General features: G+C 58.1%; 19 protein-coding genes and 1 tRNA gene. 6 read left to right on the forward strand and 14 right to left on the reverse strand.

Translation table 11 applies throughout. The features are described 5' to 3' along the window. Positions 1-192: 192 nt before the first annotated feature. A complete protein-coding gene (gene ppdK / locus M8N44_RS04340; RefSeq protein ID WP_102722298.1) occupies positions 193-2,937 on the forward strand; it encodes a pyruvate, phosphate dikinase in 2,745 nt (914 codons plus the stop codon). Positions 2,938-3,066: 129 nt separating this feature from the next. On the opposite strand, the gene M8N44_RS04345 is transcribed toward ppdK, so the two are convergent. The 6 genes from M8N44_RS04345 to M8N44_RS04370 all read right to left on the reverse strand — a co-directional run bounded on the left by M8N44_RS04345 (position 3,067) and on the right by M8N44_RS04370 (position 10,754). Beyond that, the gene (locus M8N44_RS04345; protein WP_343207011.1) at positions 3,067-3,657 is read right to left on the reverse strand and encodes a four helix bundle suffix domain-containing protein; all 591 of its coding nucleotides are present in this window, start codon (positions 3,655-3,657) and stop codon (positions 3,067-3,069) included. Positions 3,658-3,704: 47 nt separating this feature from the next. Further along, entirely contained in the window at positions 3,705-4,283 is a 579-nt protein-coding gene (aat, locus tag M8N44_RS04350; protein ID WP_022398223.1) for a leucyl/phenylalanyl-tRNA--protein transferase, read from the reverse strand. Then, positions 4,280-5,305 (reverse strand): A/G-specific adenine glycosylase, encoded by a 1,026-nt coding sequence (locus M8N44_RS04355; RefSeq protein ID WP_102728819.1) that lies wholly within the window; start codon positions 5,303-5,305, stop codon positions 4,280-4,282. The genes aat and M8N44_RS04355 overlap by 4 nt, the downstream gene beginning before the upstream one ends. Then, on the reverse strand, positions 5,298-6,230 hold the full coding sequence (locus M8N44_RS04360; RefSeq protein WP_102728820.1) for a shikimate dehydrogenase family protein: 933 nt from the start codon (positions 6,228-6,230) through the stop codon (positions 5,298-5,300). Before M8N44_RS04360 ends, M8N44_RS04355 begins: the two co-directional genes overlap by 8 nt. A 162-nt stretch (positions 6,231-6,392) precedes the next feature. After that, positions 6,393-7,100, reverse strand: coding sequence for a DUF5131 family protein (locus M8N44_RS04365; protein WP_102728821.1), 708 nt, complete (start codon positions 7,098-7,100; stop codon positions 6,393-6,395). A gap of 111 nt (positions 7,101-7,211) precedes the next feature. Next, complete coding sequence (locus M8N44_RS04370) at positions 7,212-10,754, reverse strand: adenosylcobalamin-dependent ribonucleoside-diphosphate reductase (protein ID WP_102728822.1); 3,543 nt, start codon at positions 10,752-10,754, stop codon at positions 7,212-7,214. Between the two features lie 416 nt (positions 10,755-11,170). Here M8N44_RS04370 and M8N44_RS04375 point away from each other — a divergent pair, with 416 nt between their 5' ends. Together M8N44_RS04375 and M8N44_RS04380 are read left to right on the forward strand one after the other, a co-directional pair. Next, a complete protein-coding gene (locus M8N44_RS04375) occupies positions 11,171-11,398 on the forward strand; it encodes a hypothetical protein (protein WP_146021168.1) in 228 nt (75 codons plus the stop codon). Between the two features lie 86 nt (positions 11,399-11,484). Then, positions 11,485-12,858 (forward strand): NADase-type glycan-binding domain-containing protein, encoded by a 1,374-nt coding sequence (locus M8N44_RS04380; protein WP_146021169.1) that lies wholly within the window; start codon positions 11,485-11,487, stop codon positions 12,856-12,858. Positions 12,859-12,961: 103 nt separating this feature from the next. On the opposite strand, the gene M8N44_RS04385 is transcribed toward M8N44_RS04380, so the two are convergent. After that, entirely contained in the window at positions 12,962-13,681 is a 720-nt protein-coding gene (locus tag M8N44_RS04385; protein WP_022398231.1) for a YwaF family protein, read from the reverse strand. Positions 13,682-13,784: 103 nt separating this feature from the next. On the opposite strand from M8N44_RS04385, the gene M8N44_RS04390 reads away from it, so the two are divergent. Then, a complete protein-coding gene (locus M8N44_RS04390) occupies positions 13,785-14,294 on the forward strand; it encodes a thioredoxin family protein (protein WP_022398232.1) in 510 nt (169 codons plus the stop codon). Positions 14,295-14,510: 216 nt separating this feature from the next. Here the strand turns inward: M8N44_RS04390 and M8N44_RS04395 are convergent, their stop codons facing one another. After that, the gene (locus M8N44_RS04395) at positions 14,511-14,660 is read right to left on the reverse strand and encodes a hypothetical protein (RefSeq protein ID WP_215833329.1); all 150 of its coding nucleotides are present in this window, start codon (positions 14,658-14,660) and stop codon (positions 14,511-14,513) included. Positions 14,661-14,748: 88 nt separating this feature from the next. Between M8N44_RS04395 and M8N44_RS04400 the strand changes: the two genes are divergently transcribed. Then, positions 14,749-15,627 (forward strand): T6SS effector amidase Tae4 family protein, encoded by an 879-nt coding sequence (locus M8N44_RS04400; protein WP_249853035.1) that lies wholly within the window; start codon positions 14,749-14,751, stop codon positions 15,625-15,627. Positions 15,628-15,850: 223 nt separating this feature from the next. Continuing rightward, entirely contained in the window at positions 15,851-16,318 is a 468-nt protein-coding gene (locus tag M8N44_RS04405; RefSeq protein WP_249853036.1) for a hypothetical protein, read from the forward strand. A 203-nt stretch (positions 16,319-16,521) separates the two neighbouring features. On the opposite strand, the gene M8N44_RS04410 is transcribed toward M8N44_RS04405, so the two are convergent. From M8N44_RS04410 to metH, 6 genes are all read right to left on the reverse strand, one after another. After that, positions 16,522-17,739, reverse strand: a complete 1,218-nt coding sequence (locus M8N44_RS04410) for an aspartate kinase (RefSeq protein ID WP_022398236.1) — start codon at positions 17,737-17,739, stop codon at positions 16,522-16,524. A gap of 21 nt (positions 17,740-17,760) precedes the next feature. Then, positions 17,761-19,089: a homoserine dehydrogenase gene (locus M8N44_RS04415; RefSeq protein WP_022398237.1), complete on the reverse strand. Its 1,329-nt coding sequence runs from the start codon at positions 19,087-19,089 to the stop codon at positions 17,761-17,763. A 661-nt stretch (positions 19,090-19,750) separates the two neighbouring features. Next, a tRNA-Gln gene (locus tag M8N44_RS04420) sits at positions 19,751-19,825 on the reverse strand. A gap of 95 nt (positions 19,826-19,920) precedes the next feature. Continuing rightward, a complete protein-coding gene (locus M8N44_RS04425; protein ID WP_022398238.1) occupies positions 19,921-20,424 on the reverse strand; it encodes a threonine/serine exporter family protein in 504 nt (167 codons plus the stop codon). Next, entirely contained in the window at positions 20,421-21,197 is a 777-nt protein-coding gene (locus M8N44_RS04430) for a threonine/serine exporter family protein (protein ID WP_022398239.1), read from the reverse strand. Before M8N44_RS04430 ends, M8N44_RS04425 begins: the two co-directional genes overlap by 4 nt. A 31-nt stretch (positions 21,198-21,228) precedes the next feature. Further along, the gene (metH, locus tag M8N44_RS04435) at positions 21,229-24,990 is read right to left on the reverse strand and encodes a methionine synthase (protein WP_102728826.1); all 3,762 of its coding nucleotides are present in this window, start codon (positions 24,988-24,990) and stop codon (positions 21,229-21,231) included. Positions 24,991-26,167: the final 1,177 nt, after the last annotated feature.

The following is a 26,167-nucleotide window of genomic DNA, read 5'->3' on the forward strand; positions in this document are numbered from 1 at the left end:
GACGGGGAGAAAAAGCGGAAGATATTTTTCCCTAAAAAACATAAAAAACATTTCCGTTTTCCGTACAATTTCGAGTTGACAAAGCGAGGGGCGGCGGGCATCCTTACTCGACCCTAACTCGCTATCGGGTCTTTTGTTGGCTCCTGTGGTTGATGTTTGGGCAGAATCATTAATTCGACTACAACAATCGATATGTCCACCAATTCCTGCGCATGCAGCGCATCTACTGACAAATTCGTCTATTCCTTCGGCGGAGGGTCCGCCGACGGCAATGGCAGCATGAAAAATCTTCTGGGCGGCAAGGGCGCCAACCTTGCGGAAATGGCCCGCATTGGCCTTCCTGTTCCTCCCGGATTCACCATCACCACGGAGGTCTGCACTTACTACTACGATCACGGCTGCACCTATCCCGCCCAGCTTGACGCGCAGATCAAGGAAGGCATTGCCAGGATGGAACAGATCCTGGGACGCAAGTTCGGCGATACGGAAGCCATGCCCATGCTGGTAGCCGTACGTTCCGGCGCCCGCGAATCCATGCCCGGCATGATGGACACGATTCTAAACCTCGGCCTGAATGAAAAATCCGTGGAAGCCATGGTAAAGGCCACCGGCAACCCCCGCTTCGCATGGGACTGCTACCGCCGCTTTGTCCAGATGTACGGCGACGTGGTGCTGGGCGTGCAGAAGAACCCGGATGAAGACCACGAACCCTTTGAAGCCGCCATCGCCGCCATCAAGGAAGAACGCTACGGCAACGCGGACGTGGAAGACACCAAGCTCTCCGCGGATGACCTGAAGGAACTGGTCTCCCGCTTCAAGGCGCTGGTGCTGGAACGCACCGGCCATGAATTCCCGGAATGCCCCTGGGAACAGCTTCAGGGCGCCATCGGCGCCGTGTTCGGTTCCTGGAACAATGACCGCGCCATCGTTTACCGCCAGAAATACGGCATCCCGTCCGAATGGGGCACCGCCGTCAACGTGCAGGCCATGGTGTTCGGCAACACGGGTGAAGAATCCGGTTCCGGCGTGGCGTTCACCCGCAACCCCGCCTCCGGGGAAAACGAATTTTACGGTGAATTCCTGATGAATGCCCAGGGTGAAGACGTGGTGGCCGGCGTGCGTACGCCTGCTCCCGTAGCGGCCCTTCACGACGTGATGCCCGCCGCCTTCAATGAACTGATGCGCATCCGCGAAGTGCTGGAAAACCACTTCCACGACATGCAGGACTTTGAATTCACCATTCAGGACCGCACCGTGTACATGCTCCAGACCCGCAACGGCAAGCGCACCGGCGTGGCCGCTTTCCGCATCGCCTGTGAAATGGTGGAGCAGGGCCTGATCGACTGGAAAACCGCCGTGCGCCGCATCCCCGCGGACCAGGTGGACCAGCTGCTGACCCCCATCTTTGACCGTGAAGCCATCAAGCAGGCCAAGATGCTCACCCGCGGCCTTCCCGCCGGCCCCGGCGCCGCCACCGGCCGCATCTACCTGAATGCGGAACGCTGCGTGGAAGCTGCGGACAACGGTGAAAAAGTGCTCCTGGTCCGTCTGGAAACCTCTCCGGAAGACCTGCGCGGCATGATTGCTGCTGAAGGCATCCTGACCGCCCGCGGCGGCGTTTCCTCCCACGCGGCCCTCGTTGCCCGCCAGATGGGCAAGGTCTGCGTCTGCGGCGCTGATGAAGTCATCGTGGACTACAACAACCGCACCGTCACCGTTGGAGGCATGACCTTCAATGAAGGCGACTACATGTCCATCGACGGAACGAGCGGCCTGGTGTACGCCGGCAAGGTGGAAACCTCCCCCTCTGAAATCATCCAGGTGCTGATCTCCAAGACCATGAAGCCGGAAGACAGCCGCACCTACCAGAACTTCGCCAGGCTCATGCAGTGGTGCGACGACTGCACGAAGATGAAAGTGCGCACCAATGCGGACTCCCCCAAGCAGACGGAAACCGCCATCGCCTTCGGCGCTACCGGTATCGGCCTCTGCCGCACGGAGCACATGTTCTTTGAAGGGGATCGGATCGACTTCGTCCGTGAAATGATCCTTTCCACCAAGAAGAGCGACCGCGTGGCCGCCGTTTCCAAGCTCCTTCCCTACCAGAAGGGCGACTTCAAGGGCATCTTCAAGGCGCTCAAGGGCCTGCCGGGCACCATTCGCCTGCTGGACCCGCCCCTGCACGAATTCCTTCCCCAGACGAAGGAACAGCAGCTTGACCTGGCTCAGAAAATCTGCATGCCCGTGGAAGTCATCATGCGCCGCGTGGCTGAACTCCACGAGTTCAACCCGATGCTCGGCCACCGCGGCTGCCGCCTCGGCATTGCCTATCCGGAAATCACGGAAATGCAGGCCCGCGCCATCTTTGAAGCCGCTGTGGAAGTCTCCCAGGAAGAAGGCTTCGCCGTGGTGCCTGAAATCATGGTTCCCCTGGTGGCTTTCAAGAAGGAGCTGGACATCCAGAAAGCCATCATTGACAAGGTGGCCAAGCAGGTATTTGAAGAAAAGGGCGCCAAGGTGGACTACCTCGTCGGCACCATGATTGAAATCCCGCGCGCCGCCGTCACGGCTGACGAAATCGCGGAAACCGCCCAGTTCTTCTCCTTCGGCACCAATGACCTGACCCAGACGGGCCTGGGCATGAGCCGCGACGACTCCGGCTCCTTCCTGCCGCAGTACCAGGAACTGGAAATCATCAAGAAAAACGTCTTCGCCTCCATCGACCAGGAAGGCGTCGGCAAGCTGATGAAGATTGCCGTGGAACTCGGCCGCTCCACCCGTCCGGACATCAAGCTGGGCATCTGCGGCGAACACGGCGGCGACCCTGCTTCCGTCAAGTTCTGCAACACGCTGGGCCTGACCTACGTGAGCTGCTCCCCCTACCGCGTCCCGACCGCCCGTCTGGCCGCCGCCCAGGCAGCTTTGGAACAGGCGTAAGCCTTTTTTGTTAAGGGTTAATAGACAGCCCGTGGTTCTCCGGAACCACGGGCTTTTTTGTGGAGACGGGGGAGGGATGGACTAAAGGGACTTGATGGACGGAGTGGACCAAAATATTAAATAAGAAGATTATTTGCCTCTGTGTTTGCGCTGTTCCAGCCGTGCGCGGGTCATGCGTTCACGGATGCCGCCGTTCTGCATGAAATCCTTTTCCTGGGCTTGAATCAATTTAGCAAGCAGGCCAAGGGCTACGTTAATGAGGATAACGGCTGTATTTGCTCCAAAATGGTCCGAGCGGAAATTCCTGTGCTTGCCCACCCACCGGATAACTTCCTGTGCAGAAGAAAACCTGGCCCTGATCAGCTCTTGCGCGTAAAGACTGTTGTTTTCCCACTGTTCCAATCCCCGCTGGCGCAGATAGGAAAGGTAGTCTTCCTTTAGTTCCTGAAGGCTTCCCTTGGCAATTCCCGTCAGTTTCAATTCAGACGCTTTGCTGACTCCTGAATCCACGCTCCCTTCCGCGATATTCTGCATGCCGGAATGGGCTGCCTGAACCATCTGGTCATAAGTCCGGCCTTGATTTTTCACGTATTTATTGCAGAACCGGAACGTGAAATCATAAATGATCTCCGCAACCCGGTATACCACCAGATTCCGGTATCCTCCATGCTTGGGAATAAATCCATGAGACATTCCGTCCATGGAGTTCATCCTGTTCATTTATTCCCATTTTGTCCATTAAAATAAATAAACTCCAAATTTTCTCCTCACCCCTCCAGCGCCCTCTTCAGCAGCTTCCGGTATTCCCCCGCCGGAACCTCGTACGTGCCGAACTTCAGCAAATGCGGCGTAGTCCACTGCGTATCCAGAAAAAGGAACTGGTGGGCCCGCAGGTACTGAACCAGGGCTACCAGGGCAATCTTGCTGGCATCCGTTTTCCGGTGAAACATGCTCTCCCCGAAGAACGCCTTCCCCAGGGAGACCCCGTAAAGGCCCCCCTGCAATCCTTCCTCATCCCAGCACTCCACGCTGTGGGCAAATCCCATCTCGTGAAGCCTGCCGTACACTTCCTCAATCTGCCCGTCTATCCATTGTTCCTCCGGTTCGTCCGTCCGGGCGCAGGCATGGACCACATCCGGAAAAGCGGTATCCATCCGGAGTTCAAAAGGTTTTTTATTCAGGACGCGCTTGAGACCGTGAGGGATGTGGAAGCGTTCGTCCAGCGGAATCAGGGCGCGGGGATCCGGTTCGTAAAAGGAAATTTCTCCCGTTTCCGGGTCCGCCATGGGAAAACACCCCTGGCAGTAGGCGGAAAGAACCAGTTCCGGTGTCAGTCTGGGATTCATCTGATATGGTCCAGCAGTTTGCCGAGGACGGGGGAATTCAGGGCCTTGCGGTCCGGGGAGGCCATGGGCAGCTCGTGCACCTTATCCAGAGGAACCAGTTCCTCCCCCTCCAGAAAAGCCGGGGATTCCGTCACATGGTGGATGTAGCGGGTCACCTTGTAGCGGGTGACGCTGTAGGTCTGTTTCAGCACATGGGGCAGGGAAAGGGTATGGTCGTCCTCCCGCTGGGGGAAACGGTACATGCCGGCGTGGCGCTTCCCTTCCGGGCATCTTGCCAGCAGGATGGATTTACCGCGGAGGTAGAGAACGTCGTGGTGTTCCACCCGGGTAATTTCCGGCTTGGGATTCTTGACAGGCAGCATTTCCGGCTGCTCCGCGGAGCAGAAGGAGCGGACGGGGCAGAGCAGGCAGTCCGGCGCGCTGATCCTGCAGTAGGTCTGCCCCAATTCCATGATGGCTGAATTGAATTCGCGGGCATGTTCCGGATCCACCAGATTTTCCGCGCGGGTCCACAGGTACTTCAACCCTTCCGTGGAATCCACAGGCACGGAATAATTGTCAATGCGGGCCAGCACGCGCGCCACATTGGCGTCTACGATGGGGGCGGCCTTGTTGAAGGCGAAGGAAAGCAGGGCCCCAGACGTATACGGGCCGATGCCCGGCAGGCGTTTCAGCCCTTCCGGGTTGTCCGGGAACTCTCCGCCGAATTCGTGGACAATCTCCCTGGCGATGGCCTGGAGGGAACGCACGCGGCGGTAATACCCCAGCCCCTCCCAGGAGCGCAGGGCCGTCTGTTCGTCCACGGAGGCCAGGTGCCCGGGAGTGGGGAACTGGCGCATCCACCGTTCATACCTTCCCAGAACGGTGGGAATGGTGGTCTGCTGCAGCATCAGCTCGGAAACCAGGATGTGCCATGGGTCCGTGGTCCGGCGCCACGGGTAATCCTTCCCCTCCCGCCGGAACCACTCCACCAGCGCGTTCCGGAAAGCCCGGATGTCAAAATCGGGTTTGGTGTCAGGCATGCTTTTGTTCAAGGGCTTGGCGCATGACGGAAATGTCCGGCTTGATGCCGAACCAGCGTTCAAAGGAAAGGGCCCCCTGGTGAATCAGCATGGAGAGGCCGTTGGAGACCCTGGCTCCCTGGAAGCGGGCTTCCATCTGGAAAGCGTCGTCATGCGTCTGTAAATCATACACCAGGTGGTGGGCGGAAAGCAGGGCGGACGGCACGGGGGACGGGTCCGTAGGTTTCAGTCCCAGGGACGTGGCGTTGACGATCAGGTCCGCTTCCGCCACGGCGGAATTGAACCGCGGCGTGTTGTTCAGGTGGGCCGCCAGACGGTCGGATGGTCCTTCCAGCCTGTGTTCGTCAATGAAAAAGGAACTCAGTTTGTCCTTAAGGGCCTGGAGCTTTTCTTCTGACCTGCCTGCCAGCGTCAGCCGCTCGCAGTGCTGCATGGCGCAGGTGTAGGCCAGGGCCAGCCCGGCCCCGCCGCAGGCGCCCAGAAGCACTACCTTCAAATCGCGCAGGTCCACGGAAAATTCTTCCCGGATGGCGCGTCCAAAGCCCGGACCGTCCGTATTGAAGCCGGAAACGGAGCCGTCCTTTTGAAAGACGAGCGTATTGACGGAACCCGTAGCGCGGGAGAGGGCGTCCGTATCATGGCACAGGGAGCAGGCGGCCTGCTTGTGGGGCACCGTGACGTTGGCTCCCAGGAATCCTTTTTCCCGGAGCAGGCGCACCACGTCCGCAAACTCTTCCGGAGAAGCCTGGATGCGGATGTAGCGCGCACGGATGCCCGCGGCATCCAGAGCGGCTTGCTGCATGGCGGGAGATTTGGAATGGGCGATGGGGAAGCCGATCACGGCCAGTCTGGCGGGAACGGATTCTCCGGCATCAAACGGATGTTCTTCATCCAGAAGATCGGCCAGGGTGTAGTAGGGTTTCATGGAAAGATAGAGGAACGGGCTCAGGCGTTCACGCTGTACTATGAATGAAATTACGCCGGATTTCAAGGCAAACGCCTATCATTCCTTCTTCCGGGTGTTTTTTGCCGGTGGCCGGAACGCGTGAAGACGGCGCTGTTTTTTAGCCGCACGCCGGGCGGGAGGTCAGCAGTTGATCCCGGCTTTCTTAGCCTGGCTGCATAGCTGCCTGACGTGCAGACGGTACATTTTCCCGTCTTTGATGAAGTTGGTCCCGCATTGCCTGAATTCAAAATGGACCTTGTTCCGGATGCATTGTTCCCGGATGGATAAGACCCATTCGTAGTTCAGGGGCCTGGCGCAGCTGTTGGATTCCCCGCCTGCGACAACCAGTTCGATCTGCTGTAAATACGGGGCCAGGTCCACCTGCTCAAGAAGCGGCTGGCAGATGATATTTTTATGCTTGATGGGCAGACTGTTGAAGATGGGGAGCCTGAAATCCGCCCTGTCCTGGTTTTCCACCGTGCAGCCTACGGTGACGTTGTCATAGCCGTCCCCCCAGTCACCGGGGAGGCATTCCATGAACCGCTCTATTCTTTTGGTCAGGAAAATAAAGTTCAGGTCCCGGCGCTCCCGGATCATGTCCCAGCATTCGCCGCGCCACGGGTCCGCCTCCCGGATGAGAAAATCCGTAGAGAAGCCCAGATACACGGTCTGGCCGGGTTTCATTCTGTAATCTCCCTTTTTATTCTTCAGCACGGGGGCATGAAAATTGTCCGTTTTCACGATCTCGTCCGTATCCATTCCCCGCCGTCTGTCGGCCTGATGGATATAACAGAATTTGCACCCGGCGCTGTACCGGTGGCATCCGCGCCATGGGTTCCACATAGCCATTTGATTACTTCCGATTAATTGGAGCTGGGGAAAGCATCAGCAAGGCGGAACCCGGAAGTTGTCCGGGTTCCGCCTTGAAATAGGGGGGTACGGGAATAATCCGTTTACCGTTTATTCCCCGCAGCCGCCGTCCTTGTAGCCGCAGGAACGGCAGGACTTGCACTTCCCGTCCTGCACGTAGGCCAGGGAATGGCACTGCGGGCACAGGGAAGCGCCGTTGAGCATGGTGCCTTCCGGCGCCTTGCCGGCGGTAATCTCCGGAAGAGCCGGGGTCTGGGTGTGAACCGGAGTGGTGATGATGCGGGGGGGCAGCACGCTCACCGTGGTGTCCGGAGCCTGGCCGGGCAGGCTGACGCTCGGGATGGAGAACACGTCCCGCAGGCGGTAGCCGTTGCTTTCCGGGAAGAGCCACGCCAGAATCTTGGCGATCAGGTCCACCACGGAGGCGCAGGAGCGGATTTCCGTGCAGGTGTCCGCCTCCGTATCGTCCCCCACGCGGCAGAAGCCGGAGGGCTCAAAGGAGTAATTGCGGAAGCCCTTGACCACTTCCTTGAGCGGCACGCCGAACTGGAGGGCCGTGGAGAGCAATTTGCAATAGGCTTCAAACATGCCGGAGGCGAAGGAGCCCACCTGGCCCAGGCGGCCGAAGACTTCCCCGCAGGTACCGTCCGCATACACGCCCACCGTCAGATAGCCCGTCAGCTGGCCGCCCACGGAGAACTTCACGGTCTGGCCCAGGCGGCGGCCGGGCAGCTTGCGCTGGCGCGGCTTGGACGCTTCCGCAATAATTTCGTCAATGGCTTCCGTTCCGGCGTTCACCAGCTGTTCCCATACATGGTTGGCCTTGAACATGCGGGTTTCTGGCGTGTCTACCACGTAAACGGCGTTCGCCTTGGAGCCGGCGCGGAAGATGGCGATGCACTTCACGCCCAGGTCATGGGACATGATGAGGGAATCGTAGACTTCCTGCACGGTGGCGGAGACGGGCATATTCACCGTCTTGGAGCACGCCCCGGAAATGAAGGGCTGGAGGGCGCCCAGCATCAGCACGTGGCCGGCGGGGGAGATGGCGCGGATGCCGTTGCCGTTGGTGGCGGCGCAGTCAAAGACCGGAAGGTCCTTCTTGTCCAGCCACGGGATGGACTCAATGTGGGCGGAGCCATTGATGACGGTCAGTTCATCCGCCGTCAGCACGGACATGTTGGCCGGGTTGCTGATATAGGCCACCTTTTCCTGAATCTCGCTGCGGGATTCCGTGCCGGAGAGCAGGCGGCGCCACGCGAGGCGCACGGGTCCGGCCTGGTCGTTGCAGGGGTCCACGATGAGCTGGTTCACGACGGCGTCCATATTCCCCTGGAACGCGGAAATCAGGCCGTCCAGGCCGGCCACTTCCAGGGCGGCTTCATTGACGAAGTCTTCCGCATAGCCCAGGGAGCGCAGGCCTTCCAGGGCCAGGCGGTTGAACATTTTCAGGGAGCCTCCGCCCGCAAGTTGCTTCCATTTCACCAGCGTGTAATCCGGTTCAATGGAGGTGGTGCCTTCATCATAACAGCCCAGCGGGGCGGAGATGGTGCCCGTGGGGGCCATCACGGAAACGAAGGCGTTGCGGTGCGCCGTAGCCTTGGCGACCTTGGCCCACATCCCGGAGGCGGCTTCCGCCAGCTTGGCGGCGGGGGCGATGCGCTCCTTGTTCATCAGGGTTGGAGCCTTGAAGCTCTTGAGATAGGCGTGCAGGGCGTAGGAGGCGGTCAGCCCCTGCGCTTCCGGCAGCACTCCGCCGGCGTTGGCGATGATGTTCTCAATCAGGTCGTCCAAAGTCTTGGAATCCTTCTGGGCGGGCAGGGCGGTCGCCAGCTTCTGGGCCGCGTTATGCAGGCGCAGCACGGCCAGCAGGTCCTTCTTGCTGGCGGGGTATTCCACGTAGGAACCCAGCTCCGCGCCCATCTCCGCGGACGCCGTCCAGCAGGCCGCCGTCAGGGCGCTGCAAAGCTGGGAGGCAATCCAGCGGCCTTCGTCGGAATCGTACGGAACGCCCAGCGCCATCAGGGAGCCGCCCACGTTGGCGAAGCCGATGCCCGTGGTGCGGTACTTGTAGGTGCCTTCCGCGATTTCTTCAATCGGGAAGCCGCCGCGTTCCACGTTCAGGTCCGCGCAGACCATCGCCAGGCGCGCGGCATGGGTCAGGGCGTCCGCGTCGAAGACGGGCTTGCCGTCCTCATCCTTCGTCAGGAAGCGGTAGGCGTTGAAGGAGGAAAGGTTGCAGCTCGTATTGTTCAGGAAGACGTACTCGGAGCAGGGGTTGGAGGTAGTGATGGAGCCGATGGACTTGACGGGGTTCCAGAGGTTGATCACGTCATTGTTGTGCACGCCGGGCTCCCCGTTGTCCCAGATGGACTTCGCCATGGCTTCCAGCAGTTCCTGGGCCCGGAAAGTCTGTTCAATGTGGGCCGGGTTCGTGACCCAGCGCGTGTAGGTATTGCCGTTGTTGGCGAGGGCCTGCCAGAAGTCGCCTTTCAGGGAGACGGAATGGTTCGCGTTCTGGTGGGAAAGCGTTTCCCCGTACAGCAGGGCGTCCATGTGCGGGTCAAAGCTGTTCCGGGTAGCCAGGGGCAGGGAAAGAATGAGGCGCGCGGCGGCTTTTTCCGCCGGGGTTCCCGCCACCAGCTTGGTTTCCGCAATCTGCTTCAGCTCCACGTGCACGTTATGCTCGCGCAGGATCACCTTGGCGATGTCTTCCTGGCGGTTCTTCGTGCTGATGAACTCGAAAATGTCCGGGTGGTCGCTGAACATCAGCACCATGCGCGCGGCGCGGCGCGTCTTGCCGCCGGACTTGATGGCCCCGGCCATGCGATCCCAGCCGCGGTCAAAGGAAATGGGGCCGGAGGAGCGTCCCTTGCCGCTGATGGGTTCCTTGGAGGAACGGAGGGTGGAAAGGTTGATGCCCACGCCGGAACCGGACGCGAAAATGCGGCCTTCCGTGGTCAGGTGATCCAGGATGTCCTCCATGCTGTCCCCCACTTCCGTCAGGAAGCAGGCGGAGCACTGGGGATATTCATACGTGGACTGGACCGTGAAGGTCTTCAGGTTGTTCTTGGTGCCCTTGGTGTGGTAGGCCTTGTTGCCGTGGCCGGTATAGCTTTCCCGCAGGTCCGGGCGGCCCCAGCGCCACTGTTCCCAGTGGCCGATGTTGAACCATACGGGAGAGTTGGGAGCCCAAATCTGCTGCACCAGCATGGCCTTGATTTCCTCGTTGAAAATCTCCGCGTCCTCCAGCGTGGCGAAGTAGCCTTCCTCCCAGCCCCATACGGTGTAGGTGTTGGAAATGCGGTCGTAAATATTGCGGAAGCTGTCTTCATATTCCAGGGACCCCGGTTCACTGCCGAAAAGGTACTTGTCCGCCGTGATCTTGACGGCGTTGTCATCCCAGTGCGCGGGCGCTTCCAGGCCCAGGCGCTCGTAAATGGTCTTGCCGGTCTTCCAATCCATGATGCGGACGTCGCGGCGGGTCCAGTCCACTTCATCATAGGGATGGACTTCGTTGTGGGAAAATCTTCTGGTGAATTTCAGACCGCCTAGAAGGTCCTTCCTCTGGGGGAGGATGATTTCCTGTCCTGTACGCAGTTTGAGTATGGTTTGCGAGTTGTCTATAGTCATGGCTTGCGAAGTAGAAAGCGTTTGGGAGAAATCCCGTGAGGCAGCGCTCCGTCGCGGGGTTGGGGCGGCGCGTAGCGTTTGCATTATCTACTGAAAAATAATCGCGATGAAAAGGAAATATTGTACAGTCTTTTTTTCTGTATCCCACATGTTGTGTTTTATCCCGGTTTCCGAGAACTTTTGCTCCTGTCTTGCGTGAATTTTTTTTGTCTGCCTGACACTCCATTTTTTTTGCTTGACGGGCGCCTTCCTGCAGAACGTTATTCGCCTCTCGCGGAGGGGGCTTTTCCATGGGAAACCCCCGGCAATAAGAAGGCGTTAAGGGGCCGGATGGATGGGTATTGCAGCGTGTATTTCCTGTTATGTGAAAATTCCTGTTGATTATTACCAGTGAATGAATTTTATTGATTAATAACATGGTAAAGCATCTGATGTCCATGCCGGTTTTCTATCCGGTTGGGAGCGGCCTCCTTCTGCTCCCCTTCATAAGGGCGCCGCTCTTCACCCATCCGGCAAAAAGTCGTTCCGGAAAAGTCTCAACAAGCCCTTTTAAAAAACATGGGACAACATTCCTGGGCTTGAAACGAATGCCTGCCGGCTACGGATTTTACGGATTAAAAAATGGCTTCTCCCTTGTTTTTTAAGGCGGGAAGCAGGAGGAGGAAAAGGCTTTTCCATCTGCCTCAAATGAGCCTTGATGAACGTGCTGCAAGGCGTTATTTTAACGGCCATGAGATTGGCTACCCTGATCTGGTTGACCGGCGCCGTGTGCTGCATGCCGGTTCTGGCCGCAGACCCTCAGCATAAGGAACAGAGCGCCGCAGAAAAGGCCCCGCAGCCCCGGTCGCGGAACGTCTCCCTTCAATGCATTGCTCCGGCGCCCGGCTTGCCGGTCCCCATGGATTTGACGCAGGCGGACGGAATCCGGCTGAACGCCCTGGACGTTACCGTGTCCCTGAAACAGCACCAGGCCTTTCTGATTTACACCTGCGCGCTGGACATCCCCAAAGGCGTCAAGGGCAAGACCATCTCCGTGGGCGTGCCGTTCCAGTATGATCCGCCGGATGAACAGGCCAATGCCGCAAAGCCGGAGCCCATACGCAACCTGCCTTTTACGAAGGCGGTGCAGGACGTCGTGACGTCCGTGGACGATTTGAAATGTGATTCCTCCCTGGTGGAAGGACGGCATCTTCAGGCGGACGCTCCCACCATGTCCCCCGTTGCCGGAATCACCCACTGGCTGGTGGCCCAGGTTCCCAACAAGGCGGGTACTCATGTGCTTACCTTCCAGTTTTCCGTGCCTTATACGCAGGATATTGCCATTACGCCGGAACCGAAGGTCAACATGGGGGAACCCCGTCTGACGCTGCTCGCCTCTCCGGTGATGACCTGGACGGGAGGCACCCCCAGGGCGGTCGTGAATGTATACAGCTCGGAGATGACCAACCAATCCGTCAAGCTGGACCCGTCCGCAGATGCCAAATCCATTGTGACTACGCCCAAAGGCGTTTATACCTGGTCCCTGCTGGGAGCGGACGGCAGGCCCTATGCTTCCTCCGTGGTGCTGACGCCCGGCCCCGGCTGGGTGCTGGACAAGGACGGCCAGGTCACCATCCGCGGTGAAAAGGGAACCCTGACGGACCAGTATGATGTGACGGCCAGCTCTACTCTGGAGAAGGACCCCTACGGCGCACTGTGCTCCCCGGATAACCTGAAGAACGGCACCGGCTATTGGGCGGAAGGCGTTTCCGGAGACGGGCAGGGGGAAACCCTGGAAATCAAGCTCAAGAATCCGGGACGGCTGCTGGGCATCATGCTGGAAACCGGCATTTCCCCGGTGACCAATCCGGAAAGGGATACGGAAGCGCGGCGGCATCCGAACATAGCCTATTCCATGTTCAGCCGCCCCAAAGTCATCCAGGTAACGCTGAACGGTAATTACACCTTTGACGCCACGCTGCGGGATGACTGGACGCCCCAGATCGTCGTGCCGCCGTACTACAGGCAGCCTGTGCACACCATCAAGATCAGGATAGATTCCATCTATCGCGGAACCGGAACGTCGGACACCTACATCGGCATCCTCAAGCCTATTGTCCAATAAAAGGCTCGTTCCGGCCCTTCTTGTCCGGAATCGGGAGTCCGCGCCTTTCCTCTTTCGCAGTAGTTCCGGCATGAACAGCCTGGCGCGGATGGTGGGGCCTTTCTCAATGATGGAACAGGGAACTGCCCGTGCGTCCTCTGGGATAATGGCGGAAGGGAAGCGTGAGCAGGTACATCAGCACGAGCGCCGGAATCTGCATCCACAGCAGGTACCAGGGCCACGGCCCGAACAGGTCCAGCACGGAGCCGCCCGCAGGCGTAGCCACAGTGAACCCGTAATTGGTTTCCAGAAGCATGTTGACGGGGTGGACGGCGGCCAGATATACGTTCGCCAGCAGAAGGGCCCACAGGAAATCCCACCGCGCCGGCTTCCATTCCAGGGCCAGCGGCAGGTAAAGGGCCGTGATGACCGTTACGCCGTGGGACAGGAAAAAGGCGAAGTACGTCCACGACGGGAAATCGTGGGCCACGGATGGGGTGAGCAGCCCCTGCAAGGTGGCGCACAGCACGCAGTAGTACACCACGGAGCGCAGCAGGCGGGAGGGAATCCACAGGCTCAGGGCGCAGAGCACCTGCATGACGGAGCAGAAATGCAGGGGAAGCATCCACGTCCAGCTCTTTTCCGGTTCATCCGCCAGCATGGCGGCCAGGTCCGGAACCAGGCTGAACAGGCAGGCGACTCCCAGCCAGAACGTGGTGCGGTTCCTGACGGTTTTCTTGTAGGACTGCCCCAGTTCCATGATGCAAACTCCCGCCGCCAGAAGAACGGCCAAAGCCGCCCAGTGGGAAACCCCTGCAAATTCCAGTGGAGGGACGCCGTTCATGCAACGGCTACCATAACAGAGAAGGGGGGGCGGGGGCAACGCGAAAAGCGGGACGGGTTTCAGTCTTGCAAATTCGCCTTCCCCGGGCATACTTGCCTGCGGAATGAAACAGGGCTTGTTCATATTGGTCAGCGGCCTGCTGATGGCCGGCCTGACCGGATGCGACGATTCCAGCGAACGGCGCGCCCGCTACGCGGAGAAGAAGCCCGCTCCGCGCCCCCTGGAAAGAACGTTTGACCCTCCCAAAAAAGTTCTCCCCCCCGCGGAGCCTAAAAAGAAGGCCCCCGTGTGGATGGACTACAAGGGGGAGGACATGCGGCAGCTCACGGAACTCTCCGGCCGCAAGGTGCTGATTGTCTTTTATGCCCCTTGGAGCCGCCCGGCCACGGACTACGTGCAGGCGGTCAAGTCCTACGCCGCGGCGCAGGACGGCAAGGCGTTCGCCGTGCTGATTGACGCAGACGCTTATCCGGACGTGGCCCGCAAGTACGGGCTGGAAGCCGTTCCGCTAACGGTCCTGTATCTGGAAGGCATGAAGCTGAAGGAAATGGTCGGCGGCGTTTCCGCCCCCCGCCTGAACGAACTGATTGAACAGACCATACGGGTGCAGTAAAGGAATTTCCTTTGCGGCCTCTGCATGGTTACAGGGAAAAATGACCAATTCCCTGTAGATGAACACTCGTCAATAGTCCGGAGAGGTATATTCCTTCTGGAGGCGCCTCTTATATTTCGTATTGGAGACGGTTTGGCAAAATTCCGGAATGTGCAGGCGGAAGGCGCATTTATTTCCTCCCGGGACGGAGAGATTGGAATGTTTAATTATTGGCCATCAATGCTTGTATTTTTGATGCCCTTTATTTTCACCTGATTCCTGCGCCGTTTCGGCCCTTTCCCTGTCTGCCGAATACGCGTTGAACGTGTTGATGGGGAGAAGGAAATCTTTCAAGGTGACCATGGACTGAATGACCAGTTCATTCAACAATAAATGAATTGAAAACATAAACACTATGGCTATATCAACTATACCATTTCACCCGCTCGACGCTGAAAATAATCCTCGTTACAAGGTGAAGAAAAAAGACGCTCCCAAAATCGTCTGGCACAAGACGGAAGAAACCGGCGTCCATGACTGGGAAGGATACATCCGTATCCCCTTTGACAAGGAATATGCCTTTACCATTCAGATGGACGACAACGGCTACCTGGAAATAGACAACCAGAAAGTGGTGGAACTCAAGGACGGCAACTCATCCAAGAAGGCGGAGGGCAAGAAGGAACTCAAGCAAGGTTACCATTACGTCAAGCTCCATCATGAGAACCTGAAGGTTCCGGATGCCATTGCCCCCTATCCCAATGCGGAAGAATTCGTTCCTCAAATGGATGGGGCTGACCTGGAACTTTGGGAAATTGATGCCCCCGTCAATCTTTGGAAGACGGAGGATGCCCAAAAACTGCTGAAATGCTACAATGTGGTGGATTATGTCACCATGCCCAATCCCGGACAGGTTTGGTCCTACATCGGGGGGTGGCTCTATCAGGCCCACCTGAAGGAAATTGAGGACAATGTACCTGAGCAATTGCGCAGCTATTATAACAGCTGCGCCCTGCGCATGAGTATCGCGCTGAGTTCCTTCGGAAAGGACTTGAAGAACGAAGCAGGGGCGGAGCTCATCGGAGACAAGGCGAATGCCGGCGCATTGGGAGGTAAAACCCACGTGATCATCCGTGCAAGGGACATGGCCGCTTATGTGCAAAAGCTCCTGGGCGACCCGGACTATGCCGACGGCCAGGATACAGGCTATTGCAGCCCGCAGCCGGGCGACATTATTGTGTTTGCCGGAAAGGGTCACGCAGGAATGTGTCCGGGAGACAACATCTCCATTGGCAGTTTCCTGACTGGCCCCATTTGGTTAATCAACCGGGCGACATTGAAAGACGCTGAATAATTCATCAACTTCTTTTTTACGGAGCGAATGCTTTAAAAGCATTCGCTCCGTTTTTGAACATAATGGGAAAGAAAGTAATCTACCCATTTCTATGGATAAAACACCACTCTTTTGTTGTTTGTTTTCCGGACTGATACCCGTATCGGCCAGCGCAGCGCCATCTTCCCCCCCCTTTCCCACGCAGGCTGAAGTGGCCGCGGATGCTTCTCTTTACAGCCCGGCCATGTACCTGCGGAGAAGCGACATTCTCCTGGCGGTTATTATTTATAAGACGGTAGAAACGGACCAGGAGATAACGTACTACGCCCGCGTCGTCCAATCTCTCCGGGGAGACATTCCTGTGGAGGCTTTGATCCAGTGGAGCTGGGCTGCCCATAAACACTCTGCGGTCAGCTTCTCCAAACCGGAACCGGGCAGCTCCCCTAAAACGGAACTGTATTCCGGTAATTATATGTATTATACCCTTGCCTCCTCCAAGGAGGTAAAAAAACTGCCGGACACGCCGGAATCTTTTGCTCCGGCGGACAGTATCCCGGGCCTGGATTCCTATGATCTGGGAGACGACGTCATTTACTTCCCGATGACGGAGAGTGATCGGGGCCGAGCTATAAGGAAACTCCTTCATATCGAACCCGCCAGGATCACCGCAGAATCGGAGGCCGCCCGCTTCCGGCCCTCTTCCGGCAAGTAACGCCTTACTCTTTTTTCTTTCCCTCTTTCCGGCAGGCCCTTCCTTGTTGCCCGGGCATGTTTCATCTCCCCGTCCGGTTCCTTTCAGGAAGCAGGCCTTTTTTTGTATTTCAGCATTCCCCTCCCTGTCCCGGACAGGGGGGGAAATACATGAAAAAACCGGTTCACGTTTCCGTGAACCGGGCCTGAAAAAAGGGGGAAGTGTTAGACGCCCAGGTTGAACGCCCTGTGCACCACCCGGGCCGCTTCCTCAATGTCTGACTCGTCCACCATCACGGCAATCTTGATCTCCGAGGTGGAAATCATGCCGGTCTTGATGTTGGCGTCCGCCAGGGCCTTGAACGCGGTAGCTCCCACGCCGGAGTGGGAGCGCATGCCGATGCCTACCAGGGAAAGCTTGGCAAGACCCGCTTCCGTTTCCACCTTCACGGTGGAACCCAGGGCGGCCATGACCGGCTTGAGGGCAGCCTGGGCGCGGCCCAGTTCGTTGGAGGGCATGGTGAAAGACTGGCGGACGTAGCCGTCATGAGCGGTATTGGCCAGAATCATGTCCAGGTTAATTTCCGCTTCTGCCAGGGCGCCCAGTATCTGGGCCGTGTAGCCAATCTGGTCCGGAATGCCGGTAATGGTAACGCGGGCCTGGTTGCGGTCAATGGAAATGCCGCGGATGACGACGGCTTCCATGGAGGGAGTTTCTTCTTGCACGATTGTACCGGGGTTGGTGTTCATGGAGTTGCGAACTTCAAAGACGACGCCGAATTTTTTGGCGAATTCCACGGAGCGCGACTGCATCACCTTGGAACCGTTGGAGGCCATCTCCAGCATCTCGTCATATGAAAGGGTTTGTATCTTCTTGGCGTCTTTCACCACGCGGGGATCACAGGTGTACACGCCGTCCACATCTGTAAAAATCTGGCACACGTCCGCTTTCAGCGCGGCCGCGATGGCGATGGCGGAAAGGTCGGACCCCCCGCGGCCCAGCGTCTGGACCATTCCTTCTTCCGTGGCTCCCTGGAAGCCGGCGCAGATGAGGATGTTGCCTTCCAGCAGGTACTTGTTCATCAGCGTGGGGTTGATGCTGTGGATGCGGCCACGCGTATGGCTACCGAAGGTCGTGATGCCCGCCTGCGCCCCCGTGAAGGACATGGCTTTTTCCCCCAGCTCGTGCAGGGCCATGCAGAGCAGGGCGATAGACTGCTGCTCTCCGGTGGCCATCAGCACGTCAAGTTCGCGTTCGCAAGGGGATTCGGACAACTCTTTGGCCAGGCCGATCAGCTTGTCCGTCACCCCGCTCATGGCGGAAACGACGGCGACCACCTGGTTGCCGTCTTTGGCGGTGTCATGGATGCGGCGCGCCACATTGCGGATGCGGTCAATGGTGCCGACGGAGCTGCCCCCGAATTTTTGAACGATAAGAGCCATGTAACAGGATGATGATATAGGTTAGGATTGAGGAAGAAGGTGTTCGATGCGGAGTACGCGGGGTTCCGCCGCCACGCAGGAAATGCGGGCAATTTCCTCCAGGGCCTTCTGAAGCTGGCCCCACGGGCAGGAATGGAGGATGAAAACGAGGTCGTTCCACTGGGCTCCGTCTTCAGCGATATGGCTGGGAGCGGAGGAGGTGGCGGAAATGCCGATGCCGAAGGTGGCCAGAATGCGGGCTATCTCCGCAATGACGCCGGGCTGGTCCGCCACCTGGAAGCGGACGTAATACGGGGTGACCGTATCATTGATGTGCATGATTCCGCAGGACTTGGCATACGGATTGAACCCCGTATGGTATTCAGGATAGCGGCTTTCACGCATGGCGGTGATCACGTCGCTGATGACGGCGGAGGCTGTGGGATTTTTGCCCGCTCCGCGGCCGTAAAACAGCGTTTCCCCTACAATGTCTCCGTTGACGGAAATGGCGTTGAATACGCCGTTCACGGAGGCCAGGATATGCCAGTCATGGACAAAACAGGGCTGGACGCGCAGTTCCAGGGCGTCTTCCTGCCCTTCATGGTAGCGGATGACGACGAGGAGCTTGATGGTATACCCCAGCTTCCTGGCGAACTCGAAATCCCGGCTGGTGATGTTCTCAATGCCGCTGACGTAAATCTTGTCAGGGGAAATAGTGGTTCCGTACGCCAGCATCGCCAGGATGAGGGCCTTGTGGGCGGCGTCCCAGCCGTTGACGTCCAGGGAGGGATCTTCTTCCGCAAAGCCCAGCTTCTGGGCCTGGACCAGGGCGTCCGCGTAATCGGCCCCGTGTTCCCCCATGGCGGAGAGGATGTAATTGGACGTTCCGTTGATGATGCCGACAATGGAATTGATATGGTTGCAGATCAGGGAATTCTGCAGGCTCTGGATGATGGGGATGCCGCCTCCGGCGGAAGCTTCAAAATAAATGGGCGTGCCCATTTCCGCGGAAAGCTTGAAAATCTCCGCGCCGTACTCCGCCAGAAGAGCCTTGTTTCCCGTGACGACGGGTTTCCCGGCGCGGAGGGCCAGCGTCACCAGCTCGTAAGCCTGGCGCGTGCCGCCGATCAGTTCGATGACGATGTCTATTTCCGGGTCATTCACCAGGTCCTGCCAGTCGTCCGTCAGCAGCTCCTGGGGAACGGCGGTTTCCCTGGGTTTTTCCAGATTGCGCACGGCGATGCGCTTGATTCTGAAAGGAATCTTGCTCCGGGCTTCCAGAAGGGAGTGGTTGCGGCACAGCGTTTCATAAACGCCGGAACCGACCGTTCCCAGCCCGGCAAGCCCAAGTTGTATAGGTTTTTCCGTCATTCCTGCCGGGGGATTATGCAAAAAAATCCCTGTAACGCAAGAGCTTTTACCGTCTGGAAATGCCACGTGACCCTCGTCCGGAGGGCGTGGAAACGGGGGAAAGTGGAAAGGGTGGCCGTTACTCCGTTCCCCTGGCTCCTCCGGATAATCTCCGGAAGTGCCCGTTCCGTTTTCTGTTCCAAATTTTGTAAGGGGGAAATCCTTCTGTATTCTCCAGAAATAAATGGAGTGGGGGGGGGGACGCCATGTTCATTCTGCCGTTGCCTGGGAATGGAAGCTTGATTAGTTCCTCCTGAGCGCTTCAAGCTATCCTTTCTGTCCACCAGGCTTGTCTGGTTTCCTGGCTAGCGTATTTAAAACATTTTCCGCAGCACAGCGGCGGGGAATTTCTCTCTTTCTTTGTGCCGTCCGGAGTCTAAAGGGGCCGGAACCCTTATTCCCGGCGCACGGCCGTGAATGAACATGCGGGAAGGACGGCTTCCTTACGCCCGGTGGCATCCCTGGTGCGCTGCAGGTTCACGAAGGTTCCGCCAGGACAACCGCCGTGCCGCAGGCCGGCAATTCACTGGGGCCGGGGGAAATCTCACTGCTGGCGAAATCGGGCAGGGAAACGGCGCCGGAAAAAGGCAGCAAAAAACCCTCCTTGAAGAGAGGGTTGGATTGGCAGCCCCACCAGGACTCGAACCTAGAAATACTGAACCAAAATCAGGTGTGTTACCAATTACACTATGGGGCTGTCTTGCACTGGCATTCCTGCCGTTGCGGGGCGTAGTAAACCATACGGGGCGTAGTCTGGCAAGAGAAAAATGTCCCGGTTCCGGCGTTTGGCGGTCAATGTTCCGGCTTGATGATGCGGGTATAGCTCAACCGTTTGAACATCAGCATGGGAATGGCTACTCCGATCACCAGGGAGAAGATGATGAAGAACGCCGTGATGCCGTTCTTGCAAATCTCTACAATCAGCCGGTTCATGGTGGCCGTGTCCTGGTTCTCCTGCATGAACTGCATCAGGGCCAGGATGGTCTTGTAGGCGTACACGCCCGGAATCATCGGCAGCAGGGAGGGGAAGGCGAAAATCTCCGCCGGGCACTTCACCAGCTTGGCCGTCATGACGCCCAGCATGCCTATGGTGAAGGCGGCGATAAAGGTAGCGCTGGAAATGTCAATGGACCAGGAATGCAGCATGTAAAACCGGAAGGCGTGGCCGATGGCCGCCAGCAGGGCGGAAACGGCAATGGCGCGCTTGGGCGGATTGGAGATGACGGCAAACCCCGTGGCGGCAATGGCGGCCATCAGGCCGTCCAGGAGGATGGAGGAAAGAAAATCCGGACTCATAAGCTGTTTACCCCCACGATGAGCATGGTTGCGGAAAGGCCGATGGTGATGCAGGAAATCATCATGATGGAATGGACGCCGCGTGAGATGCCCATCAGGATGTGGCCGTGCATCAGGTCCATGATGGAATTGATCATCTGAACGCCGGGAACCAGGAACAGGACGCTGGTGGCCAGGGCGATCTGAGGCGTGGAGCCGAGCTGGAAGATGACGGCGCACGCGGCCGCCATGGAAGCGGCGAAGGCGGAAAGGATAATGACGCCCAGCGGATTGTACTTCAACCGGGAAAGCTGCTGTTTTACCAGGAAGCCCAGCAGGGTGGCGGCGAACACGGTCAGCATGGCCCACAGGTCCCCGTTGAACAGGCGGCAGAAGGCGGCGTTGCCCACGCTGACCAGAAGCAGGTCCGTCCAGCGGGAAAACCTCTTGGTGCGCACGATGGAGCGGAACGCCTGCTCCATCTCCGCAATGCTGACGTTGTTGTCCACCGGGAGCCAGCTCAATTCGCTGAGTTGCTGGATCAGGTTCAAGTTGAACGCCAGGGGCTTCAGCTTCCGGACGGAGGTGCGGCGCAGCGTCTCGTCATCCTTGCAGATCAGGCTCATGGTGATATTGCGCTGGAAAATGGTCATATCCGCACTGTACCCGTACGCGGCGGCAATGCGGGAAATATTGCGCACGGCGCGGTTGGTGTGCACCCCTGCGCCCATAAGCGTGGTGGCGTACTCCAGCAGGAACTCTGAAAGGGCCTGTATTTGGTCGGTATGCTGCATAAAGGGGAAAGGCGGAATAAAAACGGGAAAGTCAGGAATGGGCGGCCTGTCTTCTGGCGGCGTAATCCTTCTGCTGGTCCTCCCCGGTGACGCCCACGGAAAAATAGGTGCTTTCCGGGTGGGAGAACACGAGGGCGCAGACGGAGGAAACGGGCTGCATCATCCAGGTCTCCGTCAGGTTCATGCCCGCTTCCTCCCGGGCATGAAGCAGGCCGAACACGGTTTCCTTCTCCCGGTGGTCCGGCTGGCTGGGGTAGCCGCAGGCGGGGCGCACCCCTGACTCTTCCGGAATATTCCACAAAAGGCGCAGCTTGCCATGGGCGATGGAAGCGAAAGCCTCCACCAGGCGGTCCGCCAGGGAGCTGACCAGCAGGGCGCGGTAGGAATCATTCCTGGCTTCCCATTCCTTCGCCCAGCGCCTGGACCCGTGAATGCTGACGGCCATGGCCCCCACATAATCCTTCACCCTCTCGGGAGCGATGAAATCCGCCAGCGCCAGCCTGGTCTTTCCCTGCTTGTTCAACTGCTGGCGCTGGGTCAGCAGGATGGCCTGCGGAACGTTTCTGGATTCATCCGTCCAGACGGTGATGTCGTCATGGCTGGCCGTGGAATTGGCCGGGAAAATGCCGATGACGCCGCGGGCCTGGTAGCGGTTCTCCTTTACGGCCTGTTCCAGCAGGTCGCGGGCGTCCTGGTACAGGGCCGCGGCCGCCTCCGCCTTGGAAGGATCCTTCGTCCGGAATTCCTGGGCGGCGCGGTTCCAGGAGCCGTGCAATTCCCAGGCGTGGAAAAAGGGGGTCCAGTCAATGCGCTCAATCAGCTCCTCCACGGTCACGTAATAGCGCGGATTGTCACTGCAGCAGCCGCAGCTCACGGAGCTGTGCAGACTGCCGATGGAAACCGTCCCCAGCCGTGCGGGCACGGGGGGAACGTAGCCGTCCGCCGCCCCCTTCCAGCGCAATTCACGGGCTTCCTCCAGGGGCAGGAGGTCGCGGACGGGCTTGTTTTCATGCCTGTTGCGCAACTCCTCCTGCCGGGCCTTCACGGCGGCGATGTAGGAATCCTTCTTCTCGCTCACCAGGGAGGCGGCCGCGGGCACCACCTGGGAGGCGTCTACCGTGTGCACCACGGCGCCCTTGTAATGGGGGGCGATTTTCAGGGCCGTATGCAGGGCGGACGTAGTGGCGCCACCCACCATCAGGGGAATGGTCATCCCCCGGCGTTCCATCTCCGCGGCCACGTGGGACATCTCCTCCAGGGAAGGGGTGATCAGGCCGGAAAGCATCACCAGGTCCGCCTGTTCCGCCTCCGCCCGGTCCAGAATGGTATCACAATGGACCATCACGCCCAGGTCAATCATCTCAAAACCGTTGCACCCCAGCACCACGCCCACGATATTCTTGCCGATGTCGTGCACGTCCCCCTTCACGGTGGCGATTACGGCCTTCCCCGTCTTGGAGGAGCCCTTGCTGTCCTCTTCAATATACGGGGTGAGCCACGCCACGGCCTGCTTCATCACGCGGGCGCTCTTCACCACCTGCGGCAGGAACATCTTGCCGTCCCCGAACAATTGGCCCACGGCCTTCATGCCGTCCATCAGCGGGCCTTCAATCACGCTCAGCGGGGAACCCAGCTCCTGGAACGCCTCCGCCGTATCCGCGTCCACAAACTCGGTAATGCCCTTGATAAGGGAATACTCCAAGCGTTTGGCGACGTCCTGTTCCCGCCATTCCAGCACGGGCTTCTTCTCCGTTCCGGCCTCCGTCTTCTCCGCAGCCAGCTTTTCCGCGTAATCCGTCAGTCGTTCCGTGGCGTCCGGATCCCGGTTCAGCAGCACATCTTCAATCAGCTTCAGCCTGTCCTTGGGAATATTATCGTACACCTCCAGCATGCCGGCATTCACGATGCACATATCCAGCCCCTGCCGGGTGGCGTGGTACAGGAAAGCGGAATGCATGGCCTCCCGCACCGGGTTGTTCCCGCGGAAGGCAAAGGACACATTGGAAATGCCGCCGGAAATGTGGGTGTGCGGCAGGTTTTGGGAAATCCAGCCCGCGGCCTTGAAGAAATCCAGGGCGTAATTGGCGTGCTCCGGAATCCCGGTGCCGACGGTCAGCACGTTCGGGTCAAAAATAATATCCTCCGGCGGGAACTGCACGCGGTTCACCAGCAGGTCATAAGCCCGTTTGCAGATGCGGACGCGGTCGTCGTAATTGGAAGCCTGCCCCTGCTCGTCAAAAGCCATCACCACGGCCGCCGCGCCGTACCTCTTAATCAGGGCCGCCTTCTTCAGGAACTCCTCTTCACCCTCCTTCAGGGAAATGGAATTCACGATTCCCTTGCCCTGCATGCATTGCAGGCCCGCTTCCAGCACTTCCCACTTGGAGGAATCCACCATGAAAGGGACGCGGGCGATATCCGGCTCCGCGGAAACGAGATTAAGAAAGCGGACCATGGCCTCGGAGCCGTCGATCAGGCCGTCGTCAAAACAGAAATCCAGCACCACGGCTCCATTCTCCACCTGCTGGCGGGCAATGGATACCGCTTCCTCATAATTCCCTTCACGAATCAGGCGCGCAAATTTGGGGGAACCCGCCACATTGCAGCGTTCCCCCACAAAAAGGGTATTCTTCTCCCGCGTATGATTGTACGCCTCATAACCGGACAGGCGCAGCACGGGCTCCTGCGCGGTTGGAACGCGGGGAGCCAGGCCTTCCACGGCAGCGGCAATGGCGCCGATATGTTCCGGCGTGGTGCCGCAGCAGCCGCCCACGATATTCAGCAGGCCCAGGGACGCGTACTCCTTCATGAACCGGGCCATGTCCTCCGGAAGAAGGTCGTAGCCGGTGGGGCTGAGAGGGTTGGGAAGCCCGGCATTCGCGTAAATGGACACGTAGCAATCCGCCAGGCCGGAAAGCTCCTCCGCAAAGGAGCGCATCAGGTCCGGCCCCAGGGCGCAATTGATGCCCACGGAAAAAGGGCGGACGTGACGAATGGAATTCCAGAACGCTTCAATCGTCTGGCCGGACAGCGTGCGTCCGGCCTTGTCCGTCAGCGTGACGGACACCATGACCGGAACGGCGGCCTCCGGCTGTTCCTCAAAAATCTCTTCAATGGCGAACAGGGCCGCCTTGGCGTTCAGCGTGTCGAAAATCGTCTCCACCAGCAGCATGTCCACTCCTCCTTCCAGCAGGGCCAGAACCTGGTCGCGGTAGGCTTGCCTCAGCTGGCGGAAATTCACGGCCCGGAAGCCGGGATCGTTCACGTCCGGGGACAGGGAGCAGGTAACGGGCATGGGACCGATGGAGCCGGCCACAAAGCGCGGCCTGCCGTCTGACGCTTCCGCTTCGTCACATGCCTGACGGGCCAGTGCGGAAGCTGCCATGTTCAAATCCCTGACCAGGGCCTTCAATTCAGGGGCATCCACCACCTCCTGGAAATACTCCTGGTCCTTGCGCCGTCCTTCTTCCGGACGGTGCCAGAAGTAATCATGCTGGCCGATGCTGGTAGCGCCGAAAGTGCAGGTTTCCAGAATATCCGCGCGACCCGTATCCAGAAAGCGGCGGTGAATATCCAGAATGATTTCCGGCCTGGTCAGCACCAGCAGATCGTTATTATTCTTCAGGTCGTTGGGGTAGCGGGCCGCATCCGCAAAACGTTCTCCACGGTAATCCTCCTCCTCCAGCCTGAACTTCTGGATATTGGTGCCCATGGCGCCATCCAGGATGACGACCCTCTTGCGCAACTGGTCTTTCAGATAATCAAGGCGTTCTATTCTGGATGCTCTGGTCATACGGCGCGGAAAATCTAACGTTCGTCCGTGTTTGGAACAAGGACAATTGGCGTCACACATCCTCTGAAGAAGCCTTCCCTGGAATGTACATTTAAAATCCCCCTTATTGGCCCTCATTCTGTGCCGTGGAAATGAATGGAAAACCGTATTCAAGGGAACAGGAAGCTGATGGCCGATGACATGCCTGTGGTAAATAAACAAACGCTGCAGGGAGTAGCTGGCTTCCTTCTTCCGCTAAAGAGGAGGTGACGGGAAATTCCATATATCCGGTGCCCGGAAAAGATTTTTTTCCTGGCTTCCCGTAAATAATGGGGCAGTTACGGTATATTCTTTTGGGCGGGCATGTGGTCGTAGCTGGCACCGGCAATGCTTTAGAAAACGGTTTTTTTGGAGTAGGGAGAGAGATGAAAAATCACTGCGGAAAAGGCTACAAGGAATGAAAAGGGAAACCGATTGAATGGTGGATTGCTGACCGGAAGCTTACTCCGTAATTTTAGCCTGTGGCGGCAGGAGTGGAGGAATTGGCGCCGGAAACAAACGCTTCCTGGCATTTCTCCCTTCTTAGGCCATGAGAGGAAATGAGGGATGATGGAAAACAGTTTTCCTGCCTTTCTCATTCTGTTGTTGAGGGAGGGTCTTGAGTGAGAATCTGCTGTTCCTTTCCCGGATAGCCTTTCCGTATTTCACGATTTGCCGCCGTGGAAAAGAAGTTCAAGTTCTGGACAAAAGAAAAAAAAGAAATGTAAATAGAATGTGAATAACAGGTGTATAAATGAAATGGAATATCTGTAAAAAAGTTATGGAATAATCATAAAATAAATGAATTGGATAAATCTTGACCAGGCTTGCAGAAAAGCCTGGTGCCGTTTCCGGTTCAATGCCGGAGAAATTACCCGTGCCGAGCACTAAGGCCCCATTATTCCTTTTCGTTACATATCTTATTGAGCAGCACAAGAAATTGCCGCACGGCAAGCAGGCGTTTAAGTAACCGGAATGAAGACGGATTTCTAATCCGTGGTCACATAAGCCCTGTAAGGTTTTTCGGCAGAGAAGCCTTTCTTCTCCGGGGAGCGCTACCATCCCCCCAGGATATAAAGAAGAGGAAAGTCCTGGGAATAAGGGCCTCCCGGCCCTTGAAAAGTACGCTAACAGAAGGAAAATGTTCCTTTCCCTCTCC

Source organism: Akkermansia massiliensis, assembly GCF_023516715.1.
GTDB lineage: Bacteria > Verrucomicrobiota > Verrucomicrobiia > Verrucomicrobiales > Akkermansiaceae > Akkermansia > Akkermansia massiliensis.